This is a genomic window from Nocardiopsis mangrovi (assembly GCF_042653925.1).
GTDB classification, from domain to species: Bacteria; Actinomycetota; Actinomycetes; order Streptosporangiales; family Streptosporangiaceae; genus Nocardiopsis_B; species Nocardiopsis_B mangrovi.
In genome coordinates this window covers 107,125-127,399 of sequence record NZ_JBHSFQ010000005.1, presented here as the reverse complement: position 1 = coordinate 127,399, position 20,275 = coordinate 107,125, and the positions used below count along the sequence as shown (strand labels likewise).

23 protein-coding genes and 1 pseudogene are annotated in these 20,275 nt (G+C 74.5%); 9 read left to right on the top strand and 15 right to left on the bottom strand.

What is annotated here, in order from left to right:
* Positions 1 to 54 precede the first annotated feature (54 nt).
* A complete protein-coding gene (locus ACFO4E_RS07905) occupies positions 55 to 597 on the top strand; it encodes an MOSC domain-containing protein (protein ID WP_378572393.1) in 543 nt (180 codons plus the stop codon).
* Between the two features lie 142 nt (positions 598 to 739).
* Here the strand turns inward: ACFO4E_RS07905 and rpmF are convergent, their stop codons facing one another.
* The 3 genes from rpmF to rpmG all read right to left on the bottom strand — a co-directional run bounded on the left by rpmF (position 740) and on the right by rpmG (position 1,421).
* Positions 740 to 910 (bottom strand): 50S ribosomal protein L32, encoded by a 171-nt coding sequence (rpmF, locus tag ACFO4E_RS07900; protein ID WP_378572392.1) that lies wholly within the window; start codon positions 908 to 910, stop codon positions 740 to 742.
* A gap of 76 nt (positions 911 to 986) precedes the next feature.
* Complete coding sequence (locus ACFO4E_RS07895; protein ID WP_378572391.1) at positions 987 to 1,232, bottom strand: type B 50S ribosomal protein L31; 246 nt, start codon at positions 1,230 to 1,232, stop codon at positions 987 to 989.
* A 24-nt stretch (positions 1,233 to 1,256) separates the two neighbouring features.
* Positions 1,257 to 1,421: a 50S ribosomal protein L33 gene (rpmG, locus tag ACFO4E_RS07890; protein WP_378572390.1), complete on the bottom strand. Its 165-nt coding sequence runs from the start codon at positions 1,419 to 1,421 to the stop codon at positions 1,257 to 1,259.
* Positions 1,422 to 1,630: 209 nt separating this feature from the next.
* On the opposite strand from rpmG, the gene ACFO4E_RS07885 reads away from it, so the two are divergent.
* The 4 genes and pseudogenes from ACFO4E_RS07885 to ACFO4E_RS07870 all read left to right on the top strand — a co-directional run.
* Positions 1,631 to 2,122, top strand: coding sequence for a MarR family winged helix-turn-helix transcriptional regulator (locus ACFO4E_RS07885; protein WP_378572389.1), 492 nt, complete (start codon positions 1,631 to 1,633; stop codon positions 2,120 to 2,122).
* A gap of 51 nt (positions 2,123 to 2,173) precedes the next feature.
* A complete protein-coding gene (locus ACFO4E_RS07880; RefSeq protein ID WP_378572388.1) occupies positions 2,174 to 2,644 on the top strand; it encodes a MarR family winged helix-turn-helix transcriptional regulator in 471 nt (156 codons plus the stop codon).
* Between the two features lie 25 nt (positions 2,645 to 2,669).
* Positions 2,670 to 3,092, top strand: coding sequence for an organic hydroperoxide resistance protein (locus ACFO4E_RS07875; RefSeq protein WP_378572387.1), 423 nt, complete (start codon positions 2,670 to 2,672; stop codon positions 3,090 to 3,092).
* Between the two features lie 44 nt (positions 3,093 to 3,136).
* Positions 3,137 to 3,364: pseudogene (locus ACFO4E_RS07870) on the top strand (RNA polymerase subunit sigma-24); the annotation flags it as partial.
* Positions 3,365 to 3,454: 90 nt separating this feature from the next.
* On the opposite strand, the gene ACFO4E_RS07865 reads toward ACFO4E_RS07870, so the two are convergent.
* Both ACFO4E_RS07865 and ACFO4E_RS07860 read right to left on the bottom strand, forming a co-directional pair.
* Positions 3,455 to 4,576 carry an NAD(P)-binding domain-containing protein gene (locus ACFO4E_RS07865; protein ID WP_378572386.1) on the bottom strand — a complete coding sequence of 374 codons (1,122 nt, stop codon included), beginning with the start codon at positions 4,574 to 4,576 and terminating at the stop codon, positions 3,455 to 3,457.
* Positions 4,573 to 5,511: a DMT family transporter gene (locus tag ACFO4E_RS07860; RefSeq protein WP_378572385.1), complete on the bottom strand. Its 939-nt coding sequence runs from the start codon at positions 5,509 to 5,511 to the stop codon at positions 4,573 to 4,575. The genes ACFO4E_RS07865 and ACFO4E_RS07860 overlap by 4 nt, the downstream gene beginning before the upstream one ends.
* A 794-nt stretch (positions 5,512 to 6,305) precedes the next feature.
* Between ACFO4E_RS07860 and ACFO4E_RS07855 the strand changes: the two genes are divergently transcribed.
* Positions 6,306 to 6,926, top strand: coding sequence for a class I SAM-dependent methyltransferase (locus ACFO4E_RS07855; RefSeq protein ID WP_378572384.1), 621 nt, complete (start codon positions 6,306 to 6,308; stop codon positions 6,924 to 6,926).
* 65 nt (positions 6,927 to 6,991) lie between these two features.
* On the opposite strand, the gene ACFO4E_RS07850 is transcribed toward ACFO4E_RS07855, so the two are convergent.
* From ACFO4E_RS07850 to ACFO4E_RS07830, 5 genes are all read right to left on the bottom strand, one after another.
* Entirely contained in the window at positions 6,992 to 7,339 is a 348-nt protein-coding gene (locus ACFO4E_RS07850; RefSeq protein ID WP_378572383.1) for a VOC family protein, read from the bottom strand.
* Positions 7,340 to 7,530: 191 nt separating this feature from the next.
* Positions 7,531 to 8,541 carry a hemolysin family protein gene (locus ACFO4E_RS07845; protein WP_378572382.1) on the bottom strand — a complete coding sequence of 337 codons (1,011 nt, stop codon included), beginning with the start codon at positions 8,539 to 8,541 and terminating at the stop codon, positions 7,531 to 7,533.
* Positions 8,538 to 9,926, bottom strand: a complete 1,389-nt coding sequence (locus ACFO4E_RS07840; protein WP_378572646.1) for a hemolysin family protein — start codon at positions 9,924 to 9,926, stop codon at positions 8,538 to 8,540. Before ACFO4E_RS07840 ends, ACFO4E_RS07845 begins: the two co-directional genes overlap by 4 nt.
* Before the next feature lie 331 nt (positions 9,927 to 10,257).
* A complete protein-coding gene (locus ACFO4E_RS07835) occupies positions 10,258 to 10,821 on the bottom strand; it encodes a TrmH family RNA methyltransferase (protein WP_378572381.1) in 564 nt (187 codons plus the stop codon).
* Between the two features lie 91 nt (positions 10,822 to 10,912).
* Entirely contained in the window at positions 10,913 to 11,542 is a 630-nt protein-coding gene (locus ACFO4E_RS07830; RefSeq protein ID WP_378572380.1) for a class I SAM-dependent methyltransferase, read from the bottom strand.
* 114 nt (positions 11,543 to 11,656) lie between these two features.
* On the opposite strand from ACFO4E_RS07830, the gene ACFO4E_RS07825 reads away from it, so the two are divergent.
* Positions 11,657 to 12,412, top strand: coding sequence for an SDR family oxidoreductase (locus ACFO4E_RS07825; RefSeq protein WP_378572379.1), 756 nt, complete (start codon positions 11,657 to 11,659; stop codon positions 12,410 to 12,412).
* A gap of 77 nt (positions 12,413 to 12,489) precedes the next feature.
* Here the strand turns inward: ACFO4E_RS07825 and ACFO4E_RS07820 are convergent, their stop codons facing one another.
* Positions 12,490 to 12,957, bottom strand: coding sequence for an SgcJ/EcaC family oxidoreductase (locus ACFO4E_RS07820; RefSeq protein WP_378572378.1), 468 nt, complete (start codon positions 12,955 to 12,957; stop codon positions 12,490 to 12,492).
* Between the two features lie 361 nt (positions 12,958 to 13,318).
* On the opposite strand from ACFO4E_RS07820, the gene ACFO4E_RS07815 reads away from it, so the two are divergent.
* Both ACFO4E_RS07815 and ACFO4E_RS07810 read left to right on the top strand, forming a co-directional pair.
* On the top strand, positions 13,319 to 13,594 hold the full coding sequence (locus ACFO4E_RS07815) for a DUF1876 domain-containing protein (RefSeq protein ID WP_378572377.1): 276 nt from the start codon (positions 13,319 to 13,321) through the stop codon (positions 13,592 to 13,594).
* Positions 13,595 to 13,783: 189 nt separating this feature from the next.
* Positions 13,784 to 15,052 carry an APC family permease gene (locus ACFO4E_RS07810; protein ID WP_378572376.1) on the top strand — a complete coding sequence of 423 codons (1,269 nt, stop codon included), beginning with the start codon at positions 13,784 to 13,786 and terminating at the stop codon, positions 15,050 to 15,052.
* A 30-nt stretch (positions 15,053 to 15,082) separates the two neighbouring features.
* Here the strand turns inward: ACFO4E_RS07810 and ACFO4E_RS07805 are convergent, their stop codons facing one another.
* From ACFO4E_RS07805 to ACFO4E_RS07790, 4 genes are all read right to left on the bottom strand, one after another.
* The gene (locus tag ACFO4E_RS07805; protein WP_378572375.1) at positions 15,083 to 15,973 is read right to left on the bottom strand and encodes an NUDIX hydrolase; all 891 of its coding nucleotides are present in this window, start codon (positions 15,971 to 15,973) and stop codon (positions 15,083 to 15,085) included.
* A 402-nt stretch (positions 15,974 to 16,375) separates the two neighbouring features.
* Entirely contained in the window at positions 16,376 to 18,010 is a 1,635-nt protein-coding gene (locus tag ACFO4E_RS07800; protein ID WP_378572374.1) for an FAD-dependent monooxygenase, read from the bottom strand.
* Positions 18,007 to 18,813: a TetR/AcrR family transcriptional regulator gene (locus tag ACFO4E_RS07795; RefSeq protein ID WP_378572373.1), complete on the bottom strand. Its 807-nt coding sequence runs from the start codon at positions 18,811 to 18,813 to the stop codon at positions 18,007 to 18,009. Before ACFO4E_RS07795 ends, ACFO4E_RS07800 begins: the two co-directional genes overlap by 4 nt.
* A gap of 472 nt (positions 18,814 to 19,285) precedes the next feature.
* The gene (locus ACFO4E_RS07790) at positions 19,286 to 20,014 is read right to left on the bottom strand and encodes an HAD family hydrolase (protein ID WP_378572644.1); all 729 of its coding nucleotides are present in this window, start codon (positions 20,012 to 20,014) and stop codon (positions 19,286 to 19,288) included.
* Positions 20,015 to 20,275: the final 261 nt, after the last annotated feature.

The following is a 20,275-nucleotide window of genomic DNA, read 5'->3' as shown; positions in this document are numbered from 1 at the left end:
TGCTCACTGCGATGATGGGGCGCCGGAGCGGTCGAGCCGAAGGGACGGGACGCGATGGCGGGCGCAGTCGTGGCGGTGAGCCGCAGCGGGGTGCACGCGTTCAGCAAGGCCGACCAGGACGCCATCCGCCTGCTGGCCGGGCTCGGGGTGGAGGGCGACGCGCATCTGGGGCGCACCGTTCAGCACCTGTCGCGGGTGCGGCGCGACCCCGCACAGCCCAACCTGCGCCAGGTGCACCTGATCCACGCCGAGCTCCACGAGGAACTGCGCGCCGCCGGGTTCAGGGTCGGCGCCGGCGACCTCGGCGAGAACATCACCACCCGCGGCCTGGACCTGCTCGGCCTGTCCACGGGGTCGCTGCTGAGGATCGGGTCGGATGCGGTGGTGGAGGTGACCGGGCTGCGCAACCCGTGCACGCAGATCGACGGGTTCCAGAAGGGGATGCTGGCGGCGGTGGTCGGCCGCGACGCCGACGGCGCGGTCATCCGCAAGGCCGGGGTGATGGGGATCGTGCGCGCCGGCGGCGTGGTGCGTCCCGGGGATGCGATCGGTGTGGACGCGCCGCGGGGCCCGCACCGCCCGCTGGAACGGGTCTGATCCGGCCGGGACGCGAACGGGGGCGGTGGGCCCGCGCGCGGGAGGGCGCCCGTGCCCGGCCGGACCGCCGAGGAAGGGAGCGGCCCGGCCGGGATGGCGTGCCGCGCCCCGAGTGCGGGCCCCCGCGCGGCCGGGCGCCGGATCAGTCGGGCAGGGGCAGCAGGCCCCGGCGGTAGGCGGGGACCAGGTGGTGCGGGACGAGCGCGCTGCGCCCGCCGATGGTCAGCCGGACGAGGTCGGGTGTCTCGGCGCGCCACTGGGAACGGCGCTTGCGCGTGTTGGAACGCGACATCCGGCGTTTGGGAACGGCCATGGGATTCCTCGGCGGTCGTCGTGGGATCGGGCGGTCGGTCGTCTGGTGTGCCCCGGGCGCGTGACCGGGGCGGGCTTCACGCCGTGCCGTAGCGCCGCTGGAAGCGCTCGACCCGGCCGGCGGTGTCGATGACGCGGCCCTTGCCCGTGTAGAACGGGTGGCTCGCGCTGGAGATCTCGACGTCGATGACGGGGTAGGTGGCGCCGTCCTCCCACTCGATGGTGGTGTCGCTCGTGGCGGTGGACCGGGTCAGGAACGCGAGGCCGCCCGCGCGGTCGCGGAAGACGACGGGGCGGTAGTCGGGATGGATGCCGGGCTTCATGGGGCCTCCTGGAATGGCGGGTCGTCAGCGTTCTTCGCGGAAGTCGACGTGGCGGCGGACGACGGGGTCGTACTTGCGCAGGGTCAGCCGGTCGGGGCTGTTGCGGCGGTTCTTCGTGGTGACGTAGGTGTAGCCGGTGCGCGCCGTGGAGCGCAGCTTGACCACCGGCCGGAGATCGTTGCGTGCCATGGGGCACCTCCGGTTTCTCGGGATCGCAGGTCGGTGTCGGGGGACCGTCCTGACGTGTACAAGCGAATGATAACCGTTTTCATTCCCAGTGTGGACCATGGGTCCACAGGGTCCAGTGCGGCCCCCGTTCCACGGGGTTTCGGGGCGGGACCGGTGGGATCATGAAGCGGCCGGGCGCGGTCGCGCCGATGTCGGGAGGAGGGCGTGGGATGTCCAGGAACGAGCTCGCCGAAGAGGCGTGGGAGGCGCTGGCCCGCGCCCAGATGGCGCTGGTCCGCCGCTTCCAGGACGACTTCCGCGGATGGGAGGTCTCCATGCGCGAATACGACGTCCTCTACACCCTGTCCCGCTGCCCCCGCGGCACCCGGCTGCGCGATCTCAGCGCGCATGTGCTGCTCACCCAGCCCAGCATCAGCCGGCTCGTGGAGCGGATGGAGGACGACGGGCTGGTGTCGCGCTGCGGAGCCCCGGGCGACCGGCGCGGCGTCGTCGTGAGCCTGACCGACCACGGGCGCGCGGTCCTGCGCCGGGTGGGCCGTGAGCACGCGGCCGCCATCGACCGCTATGTGGGGAGCGCGCTCGACCCCGGTGAGCTGCGCGTGCTGCGCGACCTCTCGGTGAAGTTGCGCGACGCCCAGGCCGCGGCCCCGGTGTCGGACGACCGGGACCCGTCCGGACGCCCGGAGGTCGTCGGGAATTAAGTTGTGGGCAATCAAGTTGTGCTAAATTGAATTTTCGAGGAGGAGGTGCGCATGTCCGAACGGCCGGAGGGCGATCCGCTCTCCCTGGACAACCAGCTCTGCTTCGCCGTCTACGCGGCGTCGCGCGCGCTGACCGGGCTCTACCGCGAACTCCTCGCCGACCTCGGGCTCACCTATCCCCAGTACCTGGTCATGCTGGTGCTGTGGGAGCGGGGCACGCTCCCCGTCAAGGAGCTGGGCGCCGCGCTCCGGCTCGACTCGGGCACGCTCTCGCCCCTGCTGCGCCGGCTGGAGGCCGGCGGGCTGGTGGCGCGCACGCGCGGCACCGACGACGAGCGCGTGGTGCGCATCGCCCTCACCGACCGCGGGGCCGCCCTGCGCGAGCGGGCCACGGGCATCCCCGACCGGGTGCTCTGCGCTACCGGGATCCCCGAGGACGGCGTCGGAGAGCTGCGCGCGCTCCTCGACCGCATCACCGAATCGGCCGGGGCGGCGGCGCAGGAGCTGCACGCCGCCCGATGACCACCCGATCCCAGAGGGAGACACCGTGAAGGTTCTGTACACAGCCGAGGCCACCGTCACCGGCGAAGGCCGCAAGGGACACGGCAGCACCAACGACGGCCGCCTGGACACCGACCTTTCGGTGCCCAAGGGCGTGGGCGGCGACGACGGCCCCGGCACCAACCCCGAGCAGCTGTTCGCGGTCGGCTACGCCGCCTGCTTCCACGGCGCCCTGAAGAAGATGGCGCGCGAGGCCAAGGTCAAGGTCGACGGCTCCACCATCGACTCCAAGGTCAGCCTCCGCAGCGGCGACGACGGCCTCGACATCGCCGTCGAACTGCACGTCACCGTTCCCGGCCTGCCCGAGGAGGAGGTCGCCAAGCTGGTCGAGGCCGCCCACCAGTTCTGCCCCTACTCCCGTGCGACACGCGGCAACATCGAGGTGACCCTCACCTCGTCCACCGCCTGACCGCTCCGCCCCGCCGCCCCCGTGCCGCCTCCTGCGGCACGGGGGCCGTCGGGGAGGCCGACGGACCACGCGCCGGGCTGGCGGCGCTCGGGGAGCCGGACGCCGCACTGCCCCGCCACACCGCGGTGGCGGCGTACCTCCACGAGCGCGACGGCGACCCGGCGACGGCGGCGCGGCTCTACGCCGAGGCGGCCCACAAGGCGGCCGACCTCGCCGAGCGCGACCACCCGACGCGTCAGGCCGCCCGGCTCAACGCCCGCCGCTGCCGCTGACGGGCCGCGCCCGGAGCCCGGTGGCGGGAAGGCTCATCGGCCCGTCGCCCCTCCGGCCGCGCGTGGACCGCCCGCGTGCGTCTCCAGCGCTCAGTGGCGGGGACCGCCGCCGTTCGGGGCCGGGTGCGCGGCCGCCAGGTCGCGTGCCGCGTGGGCGGCGGCCCGGTGCGCGCTGATCATCGACGCCGACGGGCCGTATCCCACCAGGTGCACCCGCGGGTCCACCGCCGCCCGGGTGTCCGCCATGCGGATCCCGCCGAGGGGCCCGCGCAGCCGCAGCGGCGCCAGGTGCCCCAGAACGGGCCGGAACCCCGTGGCCCACAGCAGGACATCGGCCGGCACCTCGTGCCCGTCGTCCCAGGCCACACCGGTGGGCGTGATCCGGTCGAACATCGGCCGGGCGCGCAGCACCCCCCGTTCCCGCGCCTCCTCCACATCAGGCGTGGCGACCAACCCCGTGTAGCTGACGACGCTGCGCAGCGGCAGCCCCGCGGCGACCCTTTCGGCGACCTGGTCGGTCACCGCCACGAGATCGGCCTCGGTGGGCCGTCCCTCCCGGAACTCCGGCGGGCGGCGGGTGACCCACACCGTCTCGGCCACGCGTGACAGCTCCGCCAGGATCTGCACTGCGGAGTGCCCGCCCCCGACGACCACGATCCGCTGCCCGGCGAATGCCTCGGGGGCGTGGTACCCGGCGGCGTGCAACTGGCGGCCGCGGAACAGGGCGCGTCCCGGCACCGCCGGGATGAACGGGCGGTCCCACGTCCCGGTGGCGTTGGCGACGGCCCGCGCCCGCCATGTCCCCGCGTCGGTCTCCACCAGAAGGGGCGTCGCGCGCGTCGTCTCCACACCCGGGCCGTCGTTGCGCACCCGGCGCACCAGCACCGGGCGGCGCACCGGCAGCGCGAAGTGCCGCTCGTAGGCGGCGAAGTAGGCGCTGACCTCGTCTCCGCCGGGAGGCCCGGCCGATCCCCGGTCCCAGGGCAGGCCCGGCAGCCGCGTATAGGCGGACGGGGAGATCAGCCGCACCGAGCGCCACACGTGCCGCCACGCCCCGCCGGGCGCGCTCGCCCGGTCCAGCACCACGAACCCGTCCCCGGGGGAGAACCCGCGCCTGCCGAGGAAGTACGCCGTTGCCAGCCCGGCCTGTCCACCGCCGATGACGGCGACATCGACCTCGCGCACCGGTCCGCCGACCTCCGGCGCGCTCACCGCGCCACCGCCTCCGGCGCGTCGTCCCGCGGCACGACCACCCCCGAGGCCCGGGGCCGGGACCGGGCCAGCGCCATCGCGGTGACCGACGCCAGCACCAGTGCGCCGCCCGCCCACTGGGTCCAGGTGGGCTGGGCGCCCAGGAACGCGACCCCCACGACCGCCGACACCAGCGGGAAGGCGAGTTCGGCCAGCGTCGCGCGGCTGGCGGCGGTGCGGCCCAGGCCCCAGTAGTACAGCGACAGCGCCGCCAGGCCCGGGATCAGCGCCAGTGCCGCGATCAGGGGCAGGTGGGCGGCCGAGACCGCGAGCGGCGCGCCCGTGGCGAGCGCGATCGCCAGCGCCACCGGCAGCGCGATGGTGAAGCGCAGCGCGGTCACGTGCACGAAGGACAGCCGGGTCCCGGCCAGCCGGCCCAGCACCGTACCCGCGGCCCACAGCGCCGCCGCGCCCACGGCCAGGGCCGCCGCCTTGGCGCTGCTCAGGCTGATGGACAGGGGGTCGGGGAAGGCCAGGAACCAGGCGCCCGCCAGAGCGGGGACCGCGAACAGCGCGAAGCGCGGCGTCAGGCGCTCGCCCAGGACGGCGACCGCGAGCAGGATCGCGAACAGCGGCTGGAGCTTCTGCAGCACCTGCGGGGTGATGGGGTCGCCGGTCGTGAAGGCCATGGTGAACAGGGTGGTCGCCAGCGCCGAGGAGCCGCCCCCGATGAGCACCATGGCGGTGATCACCCGCGCCCCGGCACCGGCCAGGGCGCGGAAGGCGGGGACGATCCACGGCAGCAGCAGGACCGCGATGATCGCGTGCTCGTACAGGACGATGGTGGGCGCCGGCAGGGCCGCCGCGAGGGGCTCGCGCATCAGCGCGGAGGTCCCCCAGAATCCGGCGGCGATCGCCACCGCCCACATCCGGTCCCCGCTGCGCGTCTCAGCCACGTGCCACGTCCCCACTCCTCGATGCCGCCACCGCCGAACCACCGGCCCGGACCGCCGCATGCCGCGGCGACAATGGAGAACAGCCGACGGGGCACGCCCATTCCGCCTGCGAATAGGACATCTCGGACAATCCGCGGTGAGGGTCGTGCCCGCCGCCCGCCCGGCGGGTTGCGTCGCCGCCGACCGGGCCGGCATCCCCGCGACCCCGGCCCCTCGCGGCCGATCGCCACAGACCGCTGATGCGGTCCGGCCGCGCGGCCCGGTGGCCCGACGCCGGCCGCCGTGGCATCGAGGTCCGGTCCCCGGATGCACGACGTGCGCGGACCCGGCCGACGGTCGGTGTCGAGGGGCCGGCTTCGGGGCCTTCGCCCGGGTCGGCTTCCTGGCCGCGGCTCTGCCGGGGGGACCGTCGGGGAGGTCGCGGACGGGGACGGCCATGAGGCCGCCGGTCCTCCGGCCGCTCCGTGGCGTCGAGTCGGTTTCATCGGTGCGGGGCGTCCGTGGCGTTCGCGAACCGGCCGGTCCGCCGTTGGTGCCGCGCGGGTGCTGTTTCCGGGAGAGCGATCCCGGTTCGAATGGGTCGGCCTTTCCACTCGTCGCCGTGCCGGCGCTGGTCATGGGCGTCGCGGATGGGGGGCGGCGGCGTGGCCCGGGGCTCTTCGACGGGCGCCGCGGCGGTGCGGCCGGGGTTCGCCGATGCGCGGTGTTCGCGGACGGCCGGCCGGCGCGCGACGTTGCCCGCGCCCCGTGCCGGAGGCGATCCCGGCTCGAAGGGGCGCCGCTACGATCCCCGCATGGATCTCGCCGCCGCAGCAACCCTGTTCGACGGCGCCGCCGCCCGATACGGCGACGCCTTCCACCGCCGGGTCGCCGACCGCCTCGTCGGCGGGATCGCGGACTCCGCGGCGCCGGGTACGGTCCTCGACGCCGCGACCGGTACCGGCGACGCGGCGTTCGCCGTGCTCCGGCGGTTCCGGCCGGAGCGGATCGTCGCCGTCGACCTGTCACCGCGGATGGTGGAACGCGCCGCCGGGGCCGCCGCCGAGCACGACCCCGGCGGACGCATCGACTGGCGCACGGCCCCCGCGGTCCCCGCGCCGGTCGGCGACGGGACCGCCGACCTCGTCGTGTGCGCGTCGTCGCTGCACTTCCTGGGAGCGGAGGCGCTGCGCGACTGGAGGCGCGTGCTGCGCCCGGGCGGGCGGCTCGCCTTCAGCCTGCCGGCGCGGGCCACGTTCGACCCCGCGCCCGCCTTCGCCGCGCTCGTGCGGGCCGACATCCCCCTGCCGGACGACGACGTCCAGGCGGCGGCCATCGCCACCGGCGCGGGTTTCACCGCGGCCCGCGCCGACCGCCTGGACGTCCCCGGTGAACGCGCCCGAGCGGTCTTCCTCGTCCACGCCGCGGCCCCGTGACCGCGGCCGCCGCCCGGGAACGGCACCGCCGGACGGCGGCGGCGCGCTCCGGCCGAACGCCGGATTCAGAGGTGGGTGAGGACGTTGACCACCCGGCCGTCGGGGTCGCGGACGAAGAAGCGGCGGACACCCCACGCCTCGTTCCGCAAGGGGTGGACGATCTCCGCGCCGTTCGCGCACACGGCGGCGTGGACGGCGTCGACGTCGTCGACCCCGATGCTGATATCCGGGACGACGGGAGCGGTCGCGTCGTGGGTGGCGACACCGACCTGGGCCGTGGGCACCGAGGACGACGCGAACGACACGATCCAGCCGAGGTCCATGACCTCGTCCAGGCCCGGCGCCCGGTAGAACGCGCGGCTCTCGCCGAGCGCGCGGGTGTGGATGTCGGGGACGATCCGGCGAACGGACATCGGCGGCTCCGATCCATGGCGGGCGATGCGGTGCGCCCAGCGCCGCCGGCGCCCGGGGCGACCGCCCGTGAACACCCCTGCGGGGCGCCCGCGCCCACCTTATCCGCGCCATCCGAACAAGCATACGAACCCTGGACGGCACCGATGGCCGGGACCCCGCAGGGTCCCGGCCATCGGGCGGCGGGCGGCGGCTAGGCCGCCGTGTCCAGCAGCAGGAGCCGGTCGAGCATGTCCTGCAGGGTCACCAGCCCCGTCAGGCGGCCGTCGATCTCGACCAGCGCCAAGTGGCTGCGGCTCTCCCGCATGATGCTCAGCGCCGCATAGATCGGCGTGGTGGCCTCCAGGGTCAGCACCGGCCGCATGAGGTCGGCCGCCGTGGTCTCCGCGGGGCTCGTCAGCGCGTCGCGGACGTGCAGCACCCCGATCGGGTGCTCGCCGTCCATCACGACCAGCCGCAGGTGGCCCGACTCCCGGGAGAGCCGCTTGATCTCCTCAAGGGACGCCTCGGGGGAGACCGCCGCCAGATCCTCCCGGGCCGTCACGATCTCGCGCAGCGGCCGGGAGTTCACCTCCAGCGCCGTCGCCAGCTGCTCGCGGCGGTCCTCGTCCAGCGCACCGGCCTTCGCCGAGTGGTCGACGAGTTCCCGCAGGTCGTCCGGCCCGTGGCCGGCGGCCACCTCATCGACCGCCTCGACGCCCACGCGGTGCAGGCACCAGTTGGCGATGCCGTTCAGCGCGACCAGCAGCGGCCGCGTGAACCACATGAACGCCCGCATCGGGATGGCCAGCAGCGTCGCCGACCGCTCCGGGTGGGAGATGGCCCACGACTTCGGCGCCATCTCGCCCACGACCAGGTGCAGGAACGTCACCACGATCAGCGAGACGACGAACGACACCACGTAGGCGGCGGTCTCGGGCAGCCACTCGAAGAGGGGCTCCATGAGGTGGTGCACCGCGGGCTTGGTGATCGCACCGAGCGCCAGGGTGCACAGGGTGATCCCCAGCTGGGAGCCCGCGAGCAGCAGCGACAGGTCGCGGGCGCTCTTCAGCGCCGCGCGCGCCGAAGCGCTGGTCTCGGCGGCCTCCTCCAGCCGGTACCGGCGCGCGGCCACCAGCGCGAACTCGATGGCCACGAAGAACGCGCTGAGCGCGATGATGGCCGCCGAGATGAGCAGGGCGACGACCGGGTTCATGTCGCTCATGCGTTCACCCCGTTGTCCCGCGCGGCGAGGTCGGCCTCGCGCTCGCGTAGTTCGAGCCGTACCGTCTCGGGCACGTGCCGGTCGACGTTCTCCACACTCAGCTCCACCGAGCGGTGCGGGTCGTCGTCATGGGCGCCCGGGTGCCGCGGCAGGTCGATGACCACGCGGTCACCGGGCTCGGGCAGGCGGCGCAGCTCGTTGATGACGAGCCCGCCGATGGTCTCGTAGTCGCCCTCGGGCAGGTCGTGCCCGAGCAGCCGCTCGACCTCGTCGACGTGCAGCGCGCCGGGGAGCAGCCAGCTCCCGTCCTCGCTCACGCGCGCCTCACCGGCGTCCTCGGGGTCGTGCTCGTCGGCGATCTCCCCGACCAGCTCCTCGGCGATGTCCTCAGTGGTGATGACACCCGCCAGGCCGCCGTATTCGTCGACCACGCAGGCGAACTCCTCGTCGGCGTCGCGCAGCTGGTCGAGCACGCCCGGAAGCGGGAGCGAACCCGGAACGAGCACCGCGGGGCGGGCGACCGAGGAGACCTTGACGGAGTCGAGGTCGGCGTCACCCAGCGCCAGGACGTCGCGCAGGCAGATGATGCCCACGATGTCGTCCAGCCCCTCGCCCATGACCGGGAAGCGGGAGTGGCCCGAGGCCATCTCCTCCACCACCCGGCTGACCGGGTCGCCGGCCTCGACCGTGGCGACCTGGGGCCGCGGGATCATGGCGTGCTCGGCGGTGCGGTCGTGGAAGTCCAGCGTGCGGTCCAGCAGAGTGGACAGCTCCGCGGGAAGGTCGCCGCTCTCGCGCGACTCCTCCACGATCCGCTCCAGGTCGCGCGGCGTGGCCGCGTGCTGGACGTCCTCGACCGGCTCGATGCGCACCGACCGGAGCAGCAGGATCGAGGCCTGGTCGAACAGCCAGATCAGCCAGCCGAAGATGCGCAGGTAGATCGCCGTGGAAAGGGCCAGCCAGCGTGCCACCGGCTCGGGCCGGGCGATCGCCAGGTTCTTCGGGAACAGCTCGCCGAAGACCATCTGCACCACGGTGGAGAACAGCAGGGCCAGGACGGTTCCGGCGGCGATGCCCGCACCCACGGGGACTCCCGCGACGCCCAGCAGTTCACCGATCCCGGCGCCGATCATGGGCTCGGCGACGTAACCGACCAGCAGGCCGGTGACGGTGATGCCGAGCTGGGCGCCGGACAGCATGAACGATGTGCGTCCGGTGATGTCGAGGGCGCGTCGCGCGCCGGCGTCGCCTTGGGCGGCGCGGGCCTTCAGGCGGGAGCGGTCCACCGCCATGTAGCCGAACTCCTGGGCGACGAAATACCCCGTCGCCGCGGTGATCAGGATGACCACCAGCGCTCCGAGGAGGATGCTGAGGATGGTGCTTATCACCACGTCGCGCACACCGCCTCGGAGCTGTCAGTTCCGGTGCGCGCGCCGCCTGGTGAAGGGGGCTCGTCTGAGTCAGGGCCGCAGCGTCCGTCAAGGACGCTGCCGGTACTTCGGGACGGGTCCACGTTTCCTCTCTCTTCTCTCTTACACCGAGGATACGAATACGGAACCGGAGAAATTCCCCGGAGCCGCAGGTTGAATCATGGATTTTGCGCACGATTGCCCTTGTCACAGGGGGTGCGTGCCGATCATGGGCATTCTCCGCGGACACCGGAGGCCGACCGCGCGGTGCGCGGTCCGCGCCGCGGGTGTGCGGCGGAGCGCGGGCTCAGTCGGTCTGGGCGCCGTCCTCTGCCGGCGCGGGGGCCGACTGCCACTCGCGGCGGCGGGTCTCGGCGACGGCGATCGCCGTGGCGACGGCCACGTTGAGCGAGCCGACCCGGCCGATCTGCGGGATGAAGGCGACCGTGTCGGCGGCGGCCAGCAGAGCCGGGGAGCACCCGTGGTCCTCGGCGCCCACGGCCAGGCAGACGTCGCCCTCCAAGGGTGCGTCGTGCAGCGGGGAGGCGCCGGCCGCCAGTTCGATCGCCACGACTCTGAATCCGGCCTCGCGGGCCGCGGTGGCGGCCTCGGCCGAGGTGCGCAGCTTCTCCCAGCGCAGCTTCTTCTCCGACCCCAGCGCGGTCTTGCCGACCTGGGGGTGGGTGGGCTCGATGGCGTTGCCGGTGAGCCACAGGGTCTCGACCCCGAACGCGGCGCACGTCCGCAGGATGGACCCCAGGTTGAACGGCTGGGTGACGGACTCGACGATCAGGCCGATCCGGCCCTGGGTGCGCTGGCGCCATTGGCGGTTCAGACGCTTGACGTCAGTGGGGCGAAGCTGCGTGCTCACCTGGGGTGGTTTCCTCGTGCTTCCTGGCGCGGGGGTGCCGGATGTGTCGCCGCCCAGGATACAGACTCGGCGGCCGCACTCAGCAGGGCCCTCACCCGTTGATGCCGCGGGTCACACGCAGGATGCGGAAGCCGGCCCGGGACGCCGCCCGCTCGGCGGGGAAGCCCTCGGCCGCCAGCCAGCGCTGGAGGGAGTCGGCGCCGAGGTTGCGCTGCACCACCAGATGCGCGGCGCCCTCGTCGGAGAGCCGGCCCAGCCAGGTGCGCAGCAGGCCGTGCAGGACCGGCTTGCCCACGCGGATCGGCGGGTTCGACCAGATCGCGTCGAAGGGGCCGTCGAGGCCGGGGCCCGGCTCCGCGGGTGCGCCGTCGGCGGCGATCAGCCGGAATTCGGCGTTGGACACGCCGTTGGCCTCGGCGTTGGCGCGGGCCAGGCGCACCGCGCGCGCGTTGACGTCGACCCCGGTGACCGACGCCCCGGGGGCGCGCCGGGCCAGCGCCAGCGCGATCGGGCCGTACCCGCAGCCCACGTCGAGCAGGCGGCCGGTCCGGGGCGGCGCGGGCACGCTCTCCAGGAGCACGCGGGTGCCGAGGTCGACCCGGTCGGGGGAGAACATCCCGCGGTCGGTGCCCAGCCGCAGGTGCAGGTCGGGCAGGACGAGGGCCACGGTCGCCGGCCTGCTGGGCGCCCCGGGGTCGGAGTCGAAGTAGTGCTGGGCCACCCGGTGACGCTACCAGCTGCGCCGCCGAGGGGTGCGGGAGCGAGGGGTGGAGCGACCGACCGGTCGGTCGGTACTGTGATCGGCGCACCGACGAACCGACGAAAGGACCGGGCCGTGGGACGTTTCGACGGCAAGACCGCGATCATCACCGGGGCCAGCAGGGGCATCGGGCTCGCCGCCGCACAGCGCATCGTCGGCGAGGGCGGCAGGGTCGTCGTCACCGCCCGCGATCCCGGCCCGCTGCGCGACGCCGTCGACCGGCTCGGCGGCGCCGGAACGGCGGTGGGCGTCGCGGGCAAGGCCCACGACGACGCCCACCGCGCCGAGGCCGTCGACCGGGCGCTGACGGCCTTCGGCCGCATCGACGTCCTCGTCAACAACGCGGGCATCAACCCGGTGTTCGGCCCGCTCATCGACGTCGAACCCGCGGCCATGGCGAAGGTCTTCGAGGTGAACGTTATAGCCGCCGTCTCCTGGACCGCCGCGGTGCACCGCGCCTGGATGAAGGAGCACGGCGGCGCCGTGGTCAACGTCGCCTCGCTCGCCGGACTGCACCCGTCGCCCGGTATCGCGGCCTACGGCGCCAGCAAGGCCGCGATGATCAACGTCACCGCGCAGCTCGCCTACGAGCTGGCGCCCCGGGTGCGCGTCAACGCGGTGGCCCCCGCCGTGGTCAAGACGCGGTTCGCCGCCGCCCTGTACGAGGCCGACGAAGCGGGGGTCGCCGCCGGTTATCCCGCGGGCCGCCTCGGCACCCCCGACGACGTCGCCGCGGCCATCGCCTACCTCGCCTCCGACGAGGCCGCCTGGGTCACCGGCCAGACCCACGCCCTGGACGGCGGCCGCTCCCTGGGCTCGGGGATCGGCTAGGGCCCCGCTGCGGTGCCGAAGATCTGCCCCGCGTCCCTCCGGGGCGCCCGGTGCGTCGCCCACGACGGGTTCCGGATTCACGTGGCCGGGGCGAAGACGGGCCGGCCGGCCGCGCCCTCGCCGAGCTCGTCGTCGGGGGCGCCGGTGTTCTGGCAGGCGGTGAGCAGCCAGCGCCCGTCCTCCTTCGCCATGACCCACAACGGAGTGCCCACATCCGGCCCGTCCGGTGTCCGGTAGAACTGGCGCACCTTGACGGCGGCGACGTCGGGGCGGATGAACAGCACGTGTTCCAGCTCGAAGGCCACCGACATGTCCTGCATGCCGCCCGGAAGCGCCTGGCGGGTGAAGGCCGCTATCGCGTCGAGGCCGAAGAGGCGCGTGCCGCCGCCCGTCGTCCAGACCGCGTCGGCGCGGAACAGGCGAAGGAATTCGTCGGGGAGTTCGTTGTTCTGCGCGTGCTCGACCGCGGCGACCACCCGCCTGATCGCGTCGATGTCCGCCTCGCGTGCGCCCGTGCCGGTGCTCGATTCGCTCGTGTCGCTCATGGGGAGAACTCTGGAACATCAAGCTCACTTGAGGTCAAGGCCGCGGTCCGGCGCCCCGACAGAGGAACGGACATATCCGCATTTCACCGGCCGCGCGTTGCATGCATCGTGCCCGCCGGGGAAGATGGGGGAGAAGCGGCGAACACGGACGCCACCAGGCCGCGCACCCGCGACGCGGGTGCCCCCGCCCGCCGCGGACGCGGTTGCGGGGCGCTTTCGCCGCCCGGGCCCTGCGGCTCGGCCACGGCCCCGTGCACCAGGGCGTGGCGACACCGCCGCGGGACTCCCATCCGGAAGACACCGGCCGGGGGCTGCCATCCGGTGCCCGTCCGGGACGACACCATCGCTGGAGGTGGGCGCGATGCACACCACGAAACGCTGGAACGTCGACATCCTCCTCTCGGAGGAGACCGAGGGCGACCGCTCGCGGACGATGGCCGAGGTCGGGCTCGACGCCGAGGACGGCACCAGCCTTCGCGGCCACGGGATGGCGCAGAAGAACCCGATCGACAGCGATGTCCCCGAGATCGGCGACGAGCTCGCCGTCTCGCGGGCGCTGTCGGACCTCGCCCGCCAGCTGCGGCTCGCGGCGTCGGAGGACATCTCGGACAACACCTCGACCCCGTGGTTGCCGTGAGGACGCACCCCGGAACAGGAGCCGGATGACCGCCCTGCCCCAGCGTCCGGCCGCCCGCCGGGCCGCGGAGCCCGATTCGCGGCCCGCGGGCGCGCCCTGTGCGCCCCGGCGGCCACGGCCGGTTGTGGACGCATTGCAGCGGGCTGATGTTCACTGTGGCGTGATCATGCTGGGGCAGACTCGGCGACTATGACGACCTCTTCTGGTTCGCAGGCGAAACCGCGCCGCGTCCTGGGCACCGCGGACGCCATCGCGATCGGCGCCGGCGCCATGGTCGGCGCCGGTGTCTTCGTCGTGTTCGGCCCGGCCGCGGCCGAGGCCGGAGCCTGGATGCCGGTCGCCGTGCTGATCGCCGCCGTGGTGGCCTATTGCAATGCCACCTCGTCGGCCCGGCTGGCGGCCCGCCACCCCCAGTCCGGGGGTACCTACGTCTACGGCCGCGAGCGGCTGGGCGACCTCTGGGGCTACATCGCCGGGTGGGCGTTCGTGGTCGGCAAGACCGCGTCGTGCGCCGCCATGGCGCTGACCTTCGCCGCCTATGCGCTCCCCGGCTGGGAGCGGCCCGTCGCCGTGGCCGCCGTGGTGGCGCTCACGGCGATGAACCACCGCGGGGTGCGCATGGCGGCCTGGCTGTCGCGGGTGCTGCTCGCGTGCGTCCTCGCCGTCCTGGCGGCGGTGGTCGCGGTGGCACTGGGCGGCGGCGAGGCCGACCCCGCCGAGGTCGCGGTCTCGTCGCACTGGCCCGGGTTCTTCGGCCTGCTCGGGGCCGCCGGGATGCTCTTCTTCGCCTTCGCCGGATACGCCCGCATCGCCACGCTCGGAGGCGAGGTGCGCGACCCGCGCACCACCATCCCGCGCGCCATCACCATCACCGTCGCCGGGGTCTTCGTCGTGTACTTCCTGGTCGGGGTGTCGGTGCTGACGGTCCTGGGCCGCCGCACCCTGGCCGCGAGCAGCACGCCGCTGATCGACACGGTGGTCGCCACCGGGTGGCCGCAGCTCGCCCCGGCCGTCGCGGCGGGGGCGGCCCTGGCCAGCCTCGGCGCGCTGCTCTCGCTGATCCTGGGGGTCTCCCGGACGGTCTCGGCCATGTCCGCCGACGGGCACCTGCCGCGCTATCTGGCAGGCGTCCACCAGCGCACCGGGGTCCCGCAGCGCGCCGAGACCGCCGTCGCCGTCGTGGTGTGCGCGCTGGTCCTCTTCGCCGACCTGCGCGGCGCCATCGGGTTCTCCGCGTTCGGGGTGCTGGCGTACTACGCCATCACCAACGCTTCCGCCCTGCGCCTGGGCCCGGAGGAGAACCGCCCCCTGCTGCTGGTGCCCGTGACCGGGCTGGCGGGCTGCGTCGTGCTGGCACTGAGCCTGCCGCTGCCCTCGGTGGTCTCGGGGGCCGCGGTCATCGCCATCGGCGCCGGTATCTGGCTGGCGCGCCGCGCCGCGGAGGCGCGCCGCGGCTGACCCCGCGCCCGGCCGTCCCGGGGCCGGGGCTCACGCCCGGGTGTCCGACCCCAGGGCGTCCAGCGCCCGCCGGGAGGTCGCCGACAGGCGGATGCCGGGCAGCTCCTCGGGGGTGAACCACGCGCAGTCGGCCGTCGACCCCGCGGTCTCGGTCACCCGCAGAGGGCGCGGGTCGGCGATGTGGGCGTGGAAGAACACCCAGACCGCGTAGATGTCGACCGGTGCGCCCTCCGGCCCCATCTGGGCGTTCCGGGCGTGGTGGGCGATGCCGACCACCCCGCCCACGCCCGCGTCCTGGCCGGTCTCCTCGAAGATCTCCCGTCTCAGGGCCGCGCGGGCGTGCTCGCCGTGGTCCACGCCGCCCCCGGGCAGGTGCCAGGTGCCGGCACCGGGGAACCCCTCGGCGATCCTGGTGAGCAGGAGCCGGCCCTCCGGGTCGGTGACCAGCCCGTAGGAGGCGAACCGCCGCAGCGACGGCGTCTCCCGCTCCGGCTCCTCGGCCAGGAGTTCGGCGGCCCCGGGGCGGCACGGCAGGCCGGTGGCCCCGTGCGCGCGGGGCGCGGAGGGCGCGGGGCCGCCCTCGGTGTAGAACAGCCGATCGACGTGCAGCTCCACCGGGCCCGCCGCGCCGGCCACGGTGGTGATCTCGGTGCGCACGTCCCAGGCGCTGACCCGCGCGTCGGCGGGCAGCCCCGCCGCGGCGCGGGCGGCCTCGGCCGGATCGCCGCCGTACAGCACCCGGCGACCGGCCAGCGCGCCGTCGGGCCCGTCCCCGGCGGGCACCAGGGGGGTGCGGCCGTCGGGGCCGAGCCGCACCACGTGGGCCGTCACCCGGCGGCCGGTGCGGGGGGCGTCGCCCGCGCCACCGTCCCGTTGTGTCTGCTGGGAGCCCTGTGCCGTGTGATCGGTGTCCTGGTCCATGGCCCCAGTGTCCCGCCGCTCGGGGCGCACCCGATCACCGGGTCGGCGCCCGGGGCCGTGCGGGAACGGGGCGGGGTGAGGGCCGGAGGGCGTCGACCGGCCCTCCGGGGGTCGGGGGATCGAGCACCGTCATGGTCTCCGACAACCGATGCTCGGCTGCCGCTCCGGCCGGGTTCCCGGAGTTCTTCGCGGAGACGAGCGCCGTTGTGACCGCTACGCTCCACCGGTGTCCGGGCGGGGGAACGCGGTGGTCCGGCTCGCCGCGGCGGTGAAAGGCGCGGTCGAACGGCACCGGGAGTCTCGGCGTGGACATAGGTGCTCACGGTGCGCTCCGCCGGGCCGGGCCCGCTGACCTCCGGGGTCTCGTTTCGTCCGGGCCCGTACCCGACGGTGGGCCCGTCCCTACAACGCGCTCCCGCTCAGCGGCCCCGACACGCCCTCGTAGAGGGCGGCGCGGTCGCGCACCGCCGCGGGCGTGGGGGCGCGGGTGCGCCAGCCGACGTAGCCGTCGGGGCGGATGAGCAGGGCGGTTCCCGGTGCCGGCCGGTAGGCGCGGCGGGCGGTGCGGCCGCGGTCGCGGACGGTCTTGCCCTCCCATCCCGCGGGGACCGGGCCGTCGGTGACCAGACACGTGTCGAGGTGGGAGGGCAGGTCGGCGCCCGATAGCCGGGCGGCCGCGCGTTCGCCGAACAGCAGCAGCGTCGCCCGCGGGCCCCGGAACACGTCGAACAGCCGCATGTGCGCGCCGGTCGCGGCGTCGGTGATCAGGGCGTCCGGGGCCCTGTCTCCGGCGCGCACCCGTCCCCCGGACAGGTCGTCGGCCACCAGCGGACTGTCCCGGTAGCCGATGTCGGTCTGGGAGACCTTGCCGATGAGCGCCCGGTTCACCGCCGGGATGCTCAGCAGCGGCAGGGCGACGCGCTGCACCATGAACGCGACGGCGCGGTTGGGGCTCATGACGACATCGAGGATGTCGGTGCTCTTCTCCAGCACGCCCCGGGCGACCGGCATCCGTTCGGCCTGGTAGCCATCGATCAGGTCCTCCCCGCCGCCGTGCAGCCGGGCGGCGAGCTTCCAGCCGAGGTTGTAGGCGTCCTGGATGCCGGTGTTCATGCCCTGCCCGCCGGTGGGCGGGTGGACGTGGGCCGCGTCGCCGGCCAGCAGGACCCGGCCGCGCCGGTAGGCGTCGACCATGCGGGTGTTGACCGTGAAGTCCGACAGCCACGTCGCCTCGCCGAGGCGGACGTCCGTGCGGCCGGTGCGTTCGTCCCACAGGCGCTGGAGGGCCGGCAGCGACGGTTCGAGGCCGGCGGCGTCGGCGGGGACGTCGGCCCCGATCTGCCACTGCCCGGTCCCGGGCAGGCCGGCCAGCCCCAGGAAGGAGCCGTCGGAGGCCAGCCAGGCGTAGGAGCGGACGGCCTCGTCCTCCTCGGGCGACCACCCGGGTACGGTGACGTCGCCCAAGAGGTAGCGGTGGGTCTCGCGGGTGACCCCGGCGAAGCCGACGCCGAGGGTGCGGCGGACCAGGCTGCGTCCGCCGTCGCAGCCGACCAGGTAGCGGGCGTGCACCTGCTCCTCGGCGGCGTCGGTCGCGGCGAGGGTCGCCCGCACGCCGTCGGCGCCGTCGGTGAAGCCGGTGAGGCGGGTGCCGAAGCGGATCTCGCCGCCCAGGTCGCGCAGGCGCTCGGCGAGGATGCCGCTGGTGCGCCACTGCGGCTGCATCACGATATTGGGGTAGGGCACGTCGGAGCGGGGCTCGGCGAAGCCGGTTCCCAGGTCGGCGAGCTCCGTGCGGTCCTTGTACAGGGTGGTCCGCTGCCTCCACCGGCCGTGGGCGAGGACCTCCTCGATCACGCCGAGGTCGTCGAGGACTTCGAGGGTCCGGGGTTGCAGTCCTTTTCCGCGCGACTGGCGCGGGATGGCGGGGGCGGCCTCCACCAGGACGGCGTGCACGCCCCGGCGGGCGAGGTCGACGGCCAGGGTCAGGCCGGTGGGTCCCGCTCCGATGATCAGTACGTCGGCGGTGTGCGTGGTCATCGCTGGTCCTCCTGCTGCGGGGGGGTCGTGGCGCGGACGAAGCCGGCCGCCAGTGCCGCGGCGACGGCGGCGCGCTCCTGGGCGGGGCGCGGCCTCTGGTCGACAGTGGCCACCTCGACGTAGAACTGGACGGGGCCGAGGAACTGGGCGAGGAGCGCGCCGGGGGGGTGCGCGCGCACGAGTTCGGCGGGGAGCCGTTCGGCCAGGAACGCGTCCACGGCCGCGGCGCTGTGCGGGATGTAGGTGTCGCGGATGTGCCCGGCCAGGGCGGAATCCGGGCGGGCCAGCGCCTCGGTCATCAGGGCCGTGGCCACCGAGGACCGGTCGAGGCCGAGGTCGAGGAGCCTCCGGAAGACGGCTTCGGCGATGTGCCGCAGGGCGGCACCGTCCTGCCCGGGGGCCGCGGCGGGGTCGTCGAGGAGCGGCGCGAAGCGCGGCAGGACGGCGTGGTGGTCGAACACGGCGATGAGCAGTGCGTCGCGACCGCCGATCTGGTTGTGGATCGACATCACCGTGCACCCGGCCGCGGCGGCGACCCGCTCCAGGGTCAGGTTCCCCAGGCCGTCCGCGACGATCAGCCGCCCAGCGGCCTCGACCGCCCTCTCGGCGAGGGTCAGCGGCCCGGTGCCGCGGCGCCGGAGAGCGTCGTCGATGGCCTCGCGGCCACCGACGCGCCGCAGGAGTGTCGATCTCGACGTCCCGGCCGCCGCTGCGATCTCGGCCAGGCTCAGGGCGCCGACCGCCCGTCCTTCCCTCTCGGCCGCGCGGATCGCCGCGTCGGCGACGTCATCTGCGTAGGTCATGACGCAACCATATATTATCTGTAAAAAAATGCGTCATAGAGGGTGGGTTCAGCCTGCCACCGAGGTCGGCGCGTTGGTCACCCGGCATCTCGACCGCGCTCGGCGCAGGGGGTCCTGGTGGCGTTGACGAGCACGAATCACGTGAACGCGCCGGGGGAGCCGCGCCGAAGCGGAGCGGTGGGAGCGGTGGGGGCGGTGCAAGGCGCGAGGGGCCCGCGGCCGGTCGCCGCCGATGCGGTCGGCGCCGAGCGCGAGGGTGTCCGGGACCGCGCGGCCGGATGCCGCCGGCGCCCGCCGCGGTCGCGCCCGCGGTCGTGCGGTCGTCTCCGGTTCGGGTGCGGTGACCGGGCCATGCCGGGTGGGTGACGGCCGGTCCGCACATGCCCGCTACAGCGGGCCGTCCTCGCACCGGGCCGGAGGCAGGGGCGCCGGGCGGGGGAGCGAGGATCCACCGGATGGGACGCCGGCGGGGTCAGAGCATCCCGGAAGGGGCGGCGACGCCGGCCATGCGCAGCAGCTGCTCCAGCCCGTTGATGGCGGGGAGGTCGGTCTGGCCGGTGTTCATGCCGTGGCGGTCGATCAGGATGGGGCGCAGCCCGCCGGACATGGCCCCCAGCGCATCGGCGCGGAGCTGGTCGCCCACGTGCCAGGCGTGCTGGGGCGCCACGCCGATGCGCTGGCAGGCGATGTGGAAGATCCGGGGGTCCGGCTTGCCGGCGCCCGCGCTGTCGGCGCACACCACGACCGGGAAGTACTGCATGATGTCGACGGCGGCCAGCTTCTCGTGCTGGAGCGCCTCGATCCCGTTGGTGATGACCCCCAGCCGGATCCCGGCCGCAGAGATCGCGTTGAGCGCGGGGACGACGTCGTCGAACGCGCGCCAGGCGCTGCGGTGCGCGGCCAGGTAGCGCTGGTAGAGGTCGTCGCAGTGCTCGTCGGCGACCGAGGAGTGCCCCGCCTGGGTGGCGAGGGCCCGCACGCGCTCGCGGCGCTGCTCGGCCAAGGTCAGGCGCCCGGCGATGTAGGCGCCGAAGGAGATGTCGGTCTGGACGTCCCAGAGGCGTCGCGCCGCCGGGAAATCGGGGTGGCCCAGGAGGTCCATGAGCGCGTGCAGCCCGGCGGTGCTGGCGGCCTGGTCGTCCAGGAGGGTGTCGTCAAGGTCGAAGAAGATCGCCGCGGGAGCGGCGGAGGTATCCGGCATCGTCACGTCTTCCAACTTTCCCGTCAACAGGGCAAACAGCGACACGGTACCGGGCGAACAGCGGAAATGCGGCATCGGGGCTGTTCGCCGGGCTTGCGGCGACCCTCTTGGAGGTGACATGACCGGGTCGTCCCGGTTTGCGCAATGCCCTGGGGGGAAGGAAGTTTCGCCGCCCCGCGGCGTCTCCCGACGCCCCGCCGGGCCCCGGGCGGAGTGGCGAATCGCGCGCGCCGCCGCGGGCACGCGTCGGCCGGACGGGGG

What these genes read in the sequence shown, in the direction of transcription:
- ACFO4E_RS07795 (WP_378572373.1), bottom strand. Translation starts at nt 18,813, where the DNA reads ATGACCTACGCAGATGACGTCGCCGACGCGGCGATCCGCGCGGCCGAG.
- ACFO4E_RS07805 (WP_378572375.1), bottom strand. Translation starts at nt 15,973, where the DNA reads ATGGACCAGGACACCGATCACACGGCACAGGGCTCCCAGCAGACACAA.
- ACFO4E_RS07820 (WP_378572378.1), bottom strand. Translation starts at nt 12,957, where the DNA reads ATGAGCGACACGAGCGAATCGAGCACCGGCACGGGCGCACGCGAGGCG.
- ACFO4E_RS07880 (WP_378572388.1), top strand. Translation starts at nt 2,174, where the DNA reads ATGTCCGAACGGCCGGAGGGCGATCCGCTCTCCCTGGACAACCAGCTC.
- rpmG (WP_378572390.1), bottom strand. Translation starts at nt 1,421, where the DNA reads ATGGCACGCAACGATCTCCGGCCGGTGGTCAAGCTGCGCTCCACGGCG.
- ACFO4E_RS07885 (WP_378572389.1), top strand. Translation starts at nt 1,631, where the DNA reads ATGTCCAGGAACGAGCTCGCCGAAGAGGCGTGGGAGGCGCTGGCCCGC.
- ACFO4E_RS07850 (WP_378572383.1), bottom strand. Translation starts at nt 7,339, where the DNA reads ATGTCCGTTCGCCGGATCGTCCCCGACATCCACACCCGCGCGCTCGGC.
- ACFO4E_RS07895 (WP_378572391.1), bottom strand. Translation starts at nt 1,232, where the DNA reads ATGAAGCCCGGCATCCATCCCGACTACCGCCCCGTCGTCTTCCGCGAC.
- ACFO4E_RS07810 (WP_378572376.1), top strand. Translation starts at nt 13,784, where the DNA reads ATGACGACCTCTTCTGGTTCGCAGGCGAAACCGCGCCGCGTCCTGGGC.
- rpmF (WP_378572392.1), bottom strand. Translation starts at nt 910, where the DNA reads ATGGCCGTTCCCAAACGCCGGATGTCGCGTTCCAACACGCGCAAGCGC.
- ACFO4E_RS07800 (WP_378572374.1), bottom strand. Translation starts at nt 18,010, where the DNA reads ATGACCACGCACACCGCCGACGTACTGATCATCGGAGCGGGACCCACC.
- ACFO4E_RS07905 (WP_378572393.1), top strand. Translation starts at nt 55, where the DNA reads ATGGCGGGCGCAGTCGTGGCGGTGAGCCGCAGCGGGGTGCACGCGTTC.
- ACFO4E_RS07815 (WP_378572377.1), top strand. Translation starts at nt 13,319, where the DNA reads ATGCACACCACGAAACGCTGGAACGTCGACATCCTCCTCTCGGAGGAG.
- ACFO4E_RS07855 (WP_378572384.1), top strand. Translation starts at nt 6,306, where the DNA reads ATGGATCTCGCCGCCGCAGCAACCCTGTTCGACGGCGCCGCCGCCCGA.
- ACFO4E_RS07845 (WP_378572382.1), bottom strand. Translation starts at nt 8,541, where the DNA reads ATGAGCGACATGAACCCGGTCGTCGCCCTGCTCATCTCGGCGGCCATC.
- ACFO4E_RS07790 (WP_378572644.1), bottom strand. Translation starts at nt 20,014, where the DNA reads ATGCCGGATACCTCCGCCGCTCCCGCGGCGATCTTCTTCGACCTTGAC.